This window comes from Flavobacteriales bacterium (genome assembly GCA_020435415.1).
GTDB lineage: Bacteria > Bacteroidota > Bacteroidia > JACJYZ01 > JACJYZ01 > JACJYZ01.
The window spans coordinates 1-6,951 of sequence record JAGQZQ010000128.1; the positions used below are offsets into that span (position 1 = coordinate 1).

The following is a 6,951-nucleotide window of genomic DNA, read 5'->3' on the forward strand; positions in this document are numbered from 1 at the left end:
CTTGCGGATGAGGTAGTCGTTATATCCCAATCCTTCGAGCTGGAACATTTCTACGAAATCATCAATGTTGTCTTTGCCTATTTCTTCTTCCAATCGGGCGGCTTCCCGAATCAATCTACTTTCGACCATAAGTAGGGCGAAATAGGGCATCATGTATTTGGGGAAATCACTCTGTTTGATTCCTGCACCAATCAATAAATCGGCTGTGCGCCAAACGTCTGATTCGTATTTGAGGATATTAATGCTCATCTTTCTTTATCTCTTTTAATGCGGTTTTTAATGCTTCACTTGCCTGTGGCTCGTCTTTGACTAAATCTATTATCTGGTCTGCCAGCCAAATCCTGAGCAAATCAGATAAGTTGGCATGAAGCAAAGAGGCTAACTGCTCTACCTGTTCCCGTTTAGCTTTCCGTTCACCACGTTCAATTTTGCTGAACATAGGGGTGTCTATTTCAAGACTGGCGGCTAACTGCCGTTGCAACAATCCCTGGCTTTCTCTTAGCTCTCTTATTCTTTCACCAAATCGCATGACCTGTTAATATATGACTTGTCAAATTATGGCTAATATAGGAAATGAAAACGTTAGTAAAAGCAAAAAGTAGTGGTAAACTGATTTCAGCATGTTGAGGAAATAGAGGATGCTGAATACCCTCAAGTGGGGTGTTTATCTAATGACTTTCTAAAGTTGAATCAGCAAGAATTGCGGTAGGGTCTTTATAATTACGGTCGATTAAATGCTGAGCCATATCTAAAAATTCTGAAAAGATGTTGTAAACACATTAATCTCCCCGCCCTGGTTAAACCTGCCGAACTGTACGGCACGGCCTTTTCGGGCAGTTCAATGACTACATCCACATCATGCTGAAAGGCGTTGGCCCCACGGAAATTGCCCTCTTTGGTCGTCTGGAAGACATAGATGCCCACCTTCGCTCCTCCTGCGTCGGAGCTACGGTGGGCGAGGAATGACTTGCCCGGATTGCGGACCAAGACAGCAACTGCATACAGCAACAGCATACAGTTCGGTACCCGATAATTCCCGCCTTCAGGTGGAAATGGTTTGTTTCTTAAGCTGAGCATGTGAGCCAATGTGCGCCCTAAAATTACTCCGGTGACTTTTTACATCCCTTTGTTTCCATTGCATTCCGGGAAATCCCCAGCTTTGTCCCAACGCAATCACACACAATGTTCGATTTTCAAAGACTGGACGTTTACCACAAAGCCAAGCAATTGCACAAAGATGTAGTGCAGTTTCTGAAAGAGGCCAAAACTGACTCGGTTACCAATGACCAATTGAAGCGCGCTTCGTTCAGCATCATGCTGAACATTGCCGAAGGCGCCGGCCGGTTCACCAAACGTGATAAGAAGAACTTTTTTATCGTGGCAAGGGGCTCCGTATTTGAATGCGCTGGGATCTTTGACTACCTCCGGGATCTCCATCCTAAAGCGGAAGGTTCCTGCCAAGACTTTCTAAACAAGCTGGAAGAATTGTCGAAGATGCTTTATAGCATGATCAGGAAATTGTCGGAATAGTTAAGGTCAGCAACTGCATACTGCAACAGGGCCAAAAACAACAAGAGCATAAGCCAACTCGCGCTCACTGTATGCTGTTGCCGTATGCTCTTGCTGTTTTAGTAGCCCCGGAGGGAATCGAACCCCCACCAAGAGTTCCGGAAACTCTCGTTCTATCCATTAAACTACAGGGCCAGTTCAATTTGACAATTGAGATAATTTATCAATTTTAAAATGACTGTGACCGCTTTCTCCCGTACGTATGGGCGAAGGCGATCGATGACCGCCTTCGCCAAGGCTTCGGCGGCCGATGCAAAAATAATGGAAAAAGTGGAATAGCCGTTTACCTCCCAATCACTTCGAATGTCTTCCTGAATTCTTCACCTTTCGTATCCACCAGGGTGATGGTATGCGCTCCTTCTGTCGGGGTGAAGGCCATGCGGTGTTCTCCTTTTGTGTTTCCGAGGAAGGTGTCATCGAGGTACCAGAATATGGTCGCATCCACATCGCGGTGTGCTGCTTCAAATACCGTTGCACCCAGGGTACCGCCCAATTCCGTGGGGACAAAAATGTGTGCGCTGTGCCGCGGATATACCAGCTCCATCGAGCGGTTGTGGTTGTCGTAGGCCATGTCTTCCAGGCAGTCGCTCCGATAGGATGGAAGTGGCCGGTACATGGCGTTATGTTTTGTATAATACCACTCCATGGCCGGAGGTAGCACGAACCACGGCCGGCTTACCATGTCGGATAATGACGCACAGGTTGCATGTACCTGCCATTTTTCGTCCTTGCTCAGGTGAGCTATTTTATGATAAGGACAAGCCGGGTAACGTTCACCCAGGGCTGGTACGAAGGCGCTGTCCTGATCTTCACACAACAGTCCGGCGCGGTAACCGCTTTGTCTGCAAACCGCAACTTTGATGAGATCGTCATATGGCCTATCAAACCATTGCTTTCCTTCAGGCAGGATGCGTACGAGGTCAAACAAAACCGGTGCCGCAGCGCGTAATCCGATCAACCCCGCCCGGCCTTCACCATCCGCATTGCCTGTCCACACACCGATCACAAAATCCGGTGTGACGCCAATGGCCCATCCGTCGCGGAATCCCAGACTGGTTCCTGTTTTCCAGGCGACCATCCGGGAAGAGGAAAATTCGTGCCAGTCGCCTTCTTCCTCCGGACGTTCTACATCCAGCATCGTGTTGAAGGTGGTCCAGATGGCACCGGCGCCCAGGTGCGAAGAGGTATAGGGGTCGGAGTTATTTGTATTATCTGCGAGGTACCGGGGTGCATGATAGTCGGATGGAAAATAACGTCCGTTGCGTTCGTTGAAGTGGTTCAGCGATCTGGCCATTGAAGCATAGGTTCCGCAAAGATCCCATAATGTGGCTTCCGCGCCGCCGAGTATCATGGACAAACCGTAATGCATGGCCGGTTGATTGAGGGTGGTGAGTCCGCTTTTTTTCAGGATGTGATGAAAACGCTCGATGCCGTAATCCTGCAACATGACCACCGCGGGAATGTTCAGGGATTTGGCGAGGGCGCGGCTGGCGGGAACGGCACCATTAAAACCGCGATCGAAATTGGTGGGTGCATAACCACCGATGTTGATGGGGATGTCGGCCACCAGTGCTTCCGGAAGGATGTCTCCTGAAGTGAGCATTGCGGCATAGAGGAAGGGTTTGAGAATACTGCCTGTGCTTCTGGGTGCGGTGATCACATCCACCTGGCGGCCGTGTTTCCGGTGATCTTTCCCACGGCCGTTGCCCACATAGGCCAGGACATTTCCCGTACGGGTATCGAGGATCAGTGCTGCTGCATTGAAGATGCCGTTGGCGGATAGTTCTGTGAGGTGACGTTCGATGACTTCCACTGCCTGCCGTTGCATGGTTTGGCGGAGGGTGGTGCGGTAACGGCCCGGTCCGTGTTCCTGCGTAATGCGCTGTAGCAGGTGCATGGTGTTTTGCGGTAGAGGGGTGGGACCCGTCGGTGTGGTCTCCAGCTTTGCCAGTTGCGTTTCTTCTTCGGTCAGATCGTCGTTTTCGAGGAGATGATCCAGCAGGCGATCCCTTTTATCTTTTAGTAACCGCTCGTTTTTTCCCGGAAAAAGGAGGGAAGGGGCATTAGGCAGAACGGCGAGCACCGAGGCTTCCGCCCACGACAACTGATCCGGGCTGCGTGAGAAGTAGCGCCAGGAGGCTGCTTCCAGCCCAACCACGTTTCCGCCAAAGGGTGCATGTGCGGCGTACAGGGCAAGGATCTCTTCCTTAGAGTTTGTAAGTTCCAGCCGAAGGGCCATCACCACTTCAATCATCTTTTCTTTCAGGGTCCTGGCCTTTCCTTTGCGTGCCAGCCGGACCACCTGCATGGTGATGGTGCTGCCTCCGCTGACGGTACGTCCTTCGCTGATGTTCTGCCAGATGGCACGTGCCAGCGCAATAGGGTCCACGCCGGGATGATAGTAGAACCGCTTGTCTTCAAAAGTCAGTAATGCCTTCCTGAATTTTTCCGGCACCCGGTCACCTGACGGAAACCGCCACTGTCCATCTGTAGCGATCCCTGCACCCAGGAGATGACCTTCGTGGTCTTCGATAACCGTAGATACCGGTTCGTTGAAAAGTGGATCAGGCAGACAGTTCCAGAACAGGATGAATAAAACCGTTCCGGCACCAAGCCAGATCAACCTTTTTCTGCGCCTTCGCGTCATCACTGCTCCGGTGACCTCACGATGTCCACCCATTGTCCTTTTTTCCGGGCATAAATGGTTTCGTCATACATCGCTGAAGCCTGGACAGCCGGCAGGTAATAATGTCCGAGATAGCTTGCATTCAACAGCACTCGGAACGTTTTCTTGTTAGACCTTCCCACATTGAAATAGGTGTATACCCTGTCATCACGGATGTCCTGATAGGTCGGTTGGTCGATGCCTCTTCCCAGGGTCTCGTTGTCGTCCAGTCTCGTGTTGATGATCTCCCATCCACACGGGAAGAGTTGACTGAGGGCCATCTGATCATAATCGATGCCGCGAACTCCGGTGTGTGTAATGGTGACTTCCGCCATGAAGTCTGTGCCCTGTTCCAGCCTGGATACGTCTATCGCATAGCCATCCAGTGTCTTGTAATTCACAAACAGTGTGAGGTCACTTGCGCCGTCTGTTTCTTCTCCTGCCGGAGGGATGCCTTGCATACAGATGCGTGCGTATAGTGCGCCATTGCTGGTGTTCTTCACGATCACCTTGTTATCTTTCATTTTAGGATTAAAGGTTTGCTGGTGTACCGGTTTGGTTTGTTTAACCAGTATGACTTTTCCGTTGTTGACCGTGGTGGAGAAATCGAGTGTTGAACTGGTCACATTCTGGGAATATTTTCCAACGGCAAGGAGAGAATACGCCAAAGTCTGGGTACTCATCCAGCGGTTGGTACTAAGTTCTTTGGAGAGGAGCTGAAGTAATTTGAATGCCTCCTGGTCCTGTTTTAAAAGCAGGAGTGTTTCCAGCACCATCGCCAGGTCGCGTTCCCGCGAACCGTAGGTATAGCTCAGCTCCTGATAGGGTGAGGAGTCCTTGGGCAGATTCATGGTCAGCTTTTTCGCCGTTTCTATCTGGCCGCACAGCGCATATGCAGCTGCCAGTCGCCATTTGGCTGCGGTTGACAAGTTGGATGATTCCCGGAGTCTGTTCATGGCACCCATGGCCGGACTCTTCGCCAGTGCTAATGTATAGAGGCGGTAAGCCTGTTGCAGATCGGAATGGTGAATGTCATACTTCCACTGAAGGGCCGCATTGGTTTGGAACTTGACCCAACGTGTAAGGAAGGAAGTGGGTACTGAATAACCTTTCGCTGCTGCTTCGATCATAAAGTGACCGGCATAGGTGGTGCCCCATTCAGAATAATCGGAATTTCCGGGCCAGTATGACATGCCGCCTCCCGGTTGCTGGAAGTTCAGCAGCCGTTGGATGGCTGCGTTGATGTTTTGGCGGATGGTTTGTTTGGCTGCAGGTGTCAATTCCATCAAAGCATCCAGATAGAGTTGCGGGAATGCACCGGATGTTGTTTGCTCCACACAACCATGTGGGTACTGGATCAGATATCGGATTCTCTTCTCAAGGTCAAGGGGTGGAAGGGATGAAACCTCTATGGTGGCCCTGTTGGTGCCTGCCAGTCCAAAAGCATCGAAGTCGGGAGACCATGACTGGCCGGCAGGGATCATTTGGGAGATCACCTCGGTGGACGGGAGGTTCGGAGGACGCACTTCCATTTCCACTTCATAGGTGGCTTTCTCCGATCCGCTGGTGGCTGTTACGGTCACTTTGCCTGTACCGGTGGCTTCCAGCACTTTCAAATCAAAATGGATGGTCTGGTCACCCACTTCGGAGAATGATACACTCTGACTGGCAGGTCCCATCAGTTTCAGCTGACCTTCCGTTTTAATATTCACCTGAACCTTTTTGACATTCTTTTCCATGGCAAATACGGTTACCGGCATGCCAACATGTTCTCCCGGTGCGATCACCCGGGGCAGGGTGGCCAGGACCATCACCGGCTTTCTCACCGGTGTGGATTTCTCCGCCGCACCATATGCGCCATTGTCGCCGGCGATCACCATGGTTCGTACCGCACCGATGTAGCGGGGGATATGCACGCGATGATCCTGTTTTCCGCTCTTGAGGTAGAACGGGCCGAGGTATCGCACCATCGGTTTGAAGCGTTGTGCTTTCTTTCCGCCTTTTGGACGGTTCACTTCATCACCACCAACGGCCAGAAGCTTGTCCAGCTTACCGCCGTATGCCCCCATGACCATGTCGTAGATATCCCATGTTTTTACATTGAGGGCTTCCTTGGCATAGAAGGCAGACCACGGGTCGGGTGTTTTGAACCGTGTCAGACCCAGCAGACCTTCATCCACAATGGCAATGGTATAGGTCATCGGATGTCCTGATGCTTCGGAGACCGCGATGGTCACATCCTCTTCGGGTCTGAGAACATCCGGCATTGAAATGACAGGCTTGATGATGGAAAAGGGATCAACAACTTTGATGGGTACCACGCCATACATGCGGATGGGACGGTCGTTGCCTTCCTGGCCATGGGGTTGCAGCAGGGAAACGTGAATGTAAACGTTCGGTGCCATCGCCTTGGTTACCGGAAAGGAATAACTGGTTTGCCCGTCGACGGTCTCCAGCCATTTTGCGTCAAGCACACTGCTTCCTGATTCGATGGTTACCAGGGCACGACCGTTCTTTGCAGAGGGAATGGTCAGGGATACGGATTCACCAACCTGGTATTCCTGCTTGTCTGCAGTAAACGATAACATGGCGGCACCGCCGTCTCCATCGTTACGCGCTCTTCCTGCCCATCCCGGCCAGTCAATGTACACCGCCTTACCTGTGCTGTGTCCTCCATCCAGATCAACAACGCGAACGAAATAGCGGCCCCAGTCGGG

At 51.3% G+C, this 6,951-nt stretch carries 5 protein-coding genes and 1 tRNA gene; 1 reads left to right on the forward strand and 5 read right to left on the reverse strand.

Going from position 1 to position 6,951, the window contains the following annotated elements; translation table 11 throughout:
• Together KDD36_14225 and KDD36_14230 are read right to left on the reverse strand one after the other, a co-directional pair.
• On the reverse strand, positions 1–249 hold a 249-nt coding region (locus KDD36_14225; GenBank protein ID MCB0397805.1), incomplete at its 3' end, for an N-6 DNA methylase.
• A complete protein-coding gene (locus KDD36_14230) occupies positions 239–529 on the reverse strand; it encodes a helix-turn-helix transcriptional regulator (GenBank protein MCB0397806.1) in 291 nt (96 codons plus the stop codon). The genes KDD36_14225 and KDD36_14230, both read right to left, overlap by 11 nt.
• A gap of 653 nt (positions 530–1,182) precedes the next feature.
• On the opposite strand from KDD36_14230, the gene KDD36_14235 reads away from it, so the two are divergent.
• Positions 1,183–1,530 (forward strand): four helix bundle protein, encoded by a 348-nt coding sequence (locus tag KDD36_14235; protein MCB0397807.1) that lies wholly within the window; start codon positions 1,183–1,185, stop codon positions 1,528–1,530.
• Between the two features lie 102 nt (positions 1,531–1,632).
• Here KDD36_14235 and KDD36_14240 read toward each other — a convergent pair.
• The 3 genes from KDD36_14240 to KDD36_14250 form a co-directional block, all read right to left on the reverse strand.
• Positions 1,633–1,704: transfer RNA gene (locus tag KDD36_14240), tRNA-Arg, on the reverse strand.
• Positions 1,705–1,852: 148 nt separating this feature from the next.
• Positions 1,853–4,216: a penicillin-binding protein 1C gene (pbpC, locus tag KDD36_14245; GenBank protein ID MCB0397808.1), complete on the reverse strand. Its 2,364-nt coding sequence runs from the start codon at positions 4,214–4,216 to the stop codon at positions 1,853–1,855.
• The coding region (locus tag KDD36_14250; protein ID MCB0397809.1) for a hypothetical protein at positions 4,216–6,951 on the reverse strand (2,736 nt) is incomplete at its 5' end. The genes KDD36_14250 and pbpC, both read right to left, overlap by 1 nt.

Bases quoted from the DNA above. Each gene is read 5' to 3' on its own strand.
- KDD36_14230 (MCB0397806.1), bottom strand. From the start codon at position 529: ATGCGATTTGGTGAAAGAATAAGAGAGCTAAGAGAAAGCCAGGGATTG.
- pbpC (MCB0397808.1), bottom strand. From the start codon at position 4,216: ATGACGCGAAGGCGCAGAAAAAGGTTGATCTGGCTTGGTGCCGGAACG.
- KDD36_14235 (MCB0397807.1), top strand. From the start codon at position 1,183: ATGTTCGATTTTCAAAGACTGGACGTTTACCACAAAGCCAAGCAATTG.